A 3,255-nucleotide genomic window follows, 5' to 3' on the forward strand; every position below is an offset into this window, starting at 1 on the left:
GCTCAATTTCCTGCCCTATGTCGGAGCACTGATCACCATCGTGCTTGTCACGGTCATGGCGTTGATCAGCTTCGATACCATCTTCTACGCGCTTCTGGCGCCGGCCTTCGTGATCTTGTGCGACATCGTCGAAGGCCAGTTCGTGACGCCGATGGTGGTCGGCAGGCGCCTCGAGATCAACGCCGTGGCGATCTTTATCGCCATCGCCTTCTGGTCATGGCTGTGGGGTTTCGTCGGCGCCCTGATGGCGGTGCCGCTGCTGGTCGTCATCAAGGTGTTCTGCGATCATTTCGATGGGCTCAGCCATGTCGGCAATTTTCTCGCCGCGCAGCACGCGGTTGTCGTCGAGGAGGACGACATCGCCGACCCCGAAGCTGTCAAAGGCTGATCAATATTTTTGAATTTGCGGCGCCGCCGGATGCTTCCTACATGCGGTCCTGACACAGGATCCCACCCATGACCGCTCTTTCCGTTCTCGACCTGTCGCCGATCGTCGAAGGCAGCGATGCCTCGCAGTCGCTGGCCAACTCGCTCGATCTTGCCCGCCATGCCGAGCGCCTGGGCTACAAGCGTTTCTGGCTGGCCGAGCATCACAACATGCCGGGTATTGCCAGTGCCGCCACAGCCGTCGTCATTGCCCATGTCGCGGGCGGCACCAAGACCATTCGTGTCGGCGCCGGCGGCATCATGCTGCCCAACCATTCGCCGCTGGTGATTGCCGAGCAGTTCGGCACGCTGGCCGCATTGCATCCGGGCCGCATCGATCTCGGCATCGGCCGGGCGCCCGGCACCGACATGGGTGCCGCCCGCGCCTTGCGCCGCAATCTCGAGGCCGGGGTCGACAATTTCCCGCAGGATGTCGTCGAGCTGATGGGCTATTTCCAGCCGGCCGAGGAAGGCCAACGCATCCGTGCCGTGCCCGGCGAAGGCCAGGGCGTGCCGGTCTGGATCCTCGGCTCCAGCCTCTACGGCGCGCAGCTTGCCGCCATGCTCGGCCTGCCCTATGCCTTCGCCTCGCATTTCGCGCCGGCGGATCTGGATCACGCGCTGGATGTCTACCGCTCGCGCTTCCAACCCTCCGAGCACCTCGACAAGCCGCATGTCATGCTTGGCCTCAACGTCTTTGCCGCGCCCACCGATGCCGAGGCTCGTTTGCTGTTCACCTCGCTGCAACAGGCTTTCGTCAATCTGCGCACCGGCCGGGCCGGACGGCTGCCGCCACCTGTCGAGAACTATGACCGCGATCTCGATCCGATGGCAAAGACCATGCTGGGCCAGGCATTGTCCTGCGCCGTCGTCGGCTCCCCGGAAACGGTGCGGCAAGGCATCGATGCTTTCGTGCGCCGCACCGGCGCCGACGAGCTGATGGTCACCGCGCAGATTTTTGATCATGCGGCGCGGGTGCGGTCGTTCGAGATCCTGGCCGAGGCGCACAAATCGCTGTCGCAGGCGGCCTGACAAGTTCTGGTACGATATATGCTGGGCGAAAAACTATGCGCTCACGCTCTGCGCAATCGCCCCGAGCGGGCGGCATGAATTGCGGATCATCAGCCGGCCCTTGAGCAAAAGCTTGCGCGGCGGCGCGTCCCTGTTGCCGGCGAGACGGTCGAGAAGCAGATTGGCCGCCTGTTCGCCGATCGCCTGCACCGGCTGCGCGACGGTGGTCAGCTGCGGCTGAAACACGTCGGACCATGGAAAGTCGTCGAAGCAGGCAACTGAAATGTCTTCCGGGCAGGACAGGCCGATGTCGCGGATCGCCTTCATGGTGCCGATCACCATCGGGTTGTTGGCCGAGAAGATCGCGCTTGGCCGATCGTGCGAGGACAGCATCTGCATGGTCGCGTTGTAGCCGTCGATCTCGTGGAAATTGCCGAAGCGGATCAGCTCCTCCGCGATCGGCAGGCCGGCGGCGTGAAGCGCCTCGCGATATCCCGCCATGCGGTCATGCATCGGCGAAATGTCCGACGTGCCGGTGATGTAACCGATGCGCCGGTGGCCGAGATTGATCAGATAGGTGATGGCGTCGAACACCGCGCGCTGGTTGTCCAGCACCACGGCATCGGTGTCGACGCCTTTGCAGATACGATCGAGCAGCACCACCGGCACGTTGGCGTCGTCGACGATCCGCTTGAGGATCGCGCCGTCGCCGACGCGCGCCACGATCAGCCCGTCGACCATGCGGTCGAGCAGCAGCTTGATCTGATCGTCCTGGGTGTTCAAATCCTCGTCCGTGCAGCACAGCATGACGGCATAGCCGGCCCGGTCGAAGGCCTGCTGGATGACCGAGACGACATCGGTGAAGAATGGGTTGGTGATGTGCGGCACGGTCAGTCCGATCGTGCGGGTCGTGCCCATCTTCAGGCTGCGGGCGATCGCGTTGCGCTTGTAGCCGATATCGCGGATCGCCTGTTCGATGCGCTGGCTAAGCTCCGGACTGACCGTCGCCGTGCCATTGATCAGCGCCGAAACGGTGGCGACAGAAACACGCGCCGCTTCAGCCACATGAAGCATGGTGGGCGCGGTGGATTTCCGGTGTTTTTTTTGCCCTGATGCTGTCATTTTCGAAACGTTTCGCCACCCTTGCCGGCCAATACGTACGGAATCCTGTCCTTTTTAGCAAGAATCGAAATGCAGTAAACATGCGGTACCTCATATCAGCTTGACATGATCGAAACGTTTAGATTAGCGTTTGCGGGAAGTTGACGACGACGGAAGGGAGGCCGCCATTGTCATGCGAGAGAGCAGTTCCCTTTCCCCGCAGCACGGCGCTGCCGATCGGTCGGACACCGTTCTGAGCGCCGAGCATATTTCCAAGAGCTTCGGCGGCATCGCCGCCCTGGTCGATGTCGGCTTCGAGCTGCGGCGCGGCGAGGTTCATGCCTTGATGGGCGAGAACGGCGCCGGCAAGTCGACGCTGGTGAAGATCCTCTCCGGCGTCTACACCGGCTATGAAGGCACGGTCAGCGTCGATGGCCACCCTGTCAATTTCGCTGGCGTACGCGACGCCGAGGATGCCGGCATTGCCATCATTCATCAGGAGCTCAACCTGGTGCCCGAACTCAGCGTCGCCGACAACATCTTCCTTGGCCGCGAGAAGCTGATCGCCGGGCTGATTGTCGACCGCAAGGCAAGCAGCCGCGCGGCGGGCGCTTTGTTGCAGCGGCTCGGCATCGAGCTCGATCCGCAAGCCCGCGTCGGTGCCCTGCGTGTCGGCGAGCAGCAGCTGGTCGAGATCGCCAAGGCGCTGTCGATGTC

General features: G+C 62.9%; 4 protein-coding genes. 3 read left to right on the forward strand and 1 reads right to left on the reverse strand.

Annotated features, from left to right (window positions below; all coding sequences use genetic code 11):
* A partial coding sequence (locus EN884_RS30640) for an AI-2E family transporter (protein ID WP_128360932.1) occupies nt 1-388 on the forward strand: 388 nt, incomplete at its 5' end.
* 68 nt (nt 389-456) lie between these two features.
* Nucleotides 457-1,458, forward strand: coding sequence for an LLM class flavin-dependent oxidoreductase (locus EN884_RS30645; protein WP_063169731.1), 1,002 nt, complete (start codon nt 457-459; stop codon nt 1,456-1,458).
* Nucleotides 1,459-1,491: 33 nt separating this feature from the next.
* Here EN884_RS30645 and EN884_RS30650 read toward each other — a convergent pair whose 3' ends face one another.
* The gene (locus EN884_RS30650; protein WP_013528458.1) at nt 1,492-2,511 is read right to left on the reverse strand and encodes a LacI family DNA-binding transcriptional regulator; all 1,020 of its coding nucleotides are present in this window, start codon (nt 2,509-2,511) and stop codon (nt 1,492-1,494) included.
* 220 nt (nt 2,512-2,731) lie between these two features.
* Between EN884_RS30650 and EN884_RS30655 the strand changes: the two genes are divergently transcribed.
* A partial coding sequence (locus tag EN884_RS30655; protein WP_164895255.1) for an ATP-binding cassette domain-containing protein occupies nt 2,732-3,255 on the forward strand: 524 nt, incomplete at its 3' end.

It is taken from the genome of Mesorhizobium sp. M7A.F.Ca.AU.001.01.1.1, from assembly GCF_004022735.1.
Classification (GTDB): domain Bacteria; phylum Pseudomonadota; class Alphaproteobacteria; order Rhizobiales; family Rhizobiaceae; genus Mesorhizobium; species Mesorhizobium ciceri.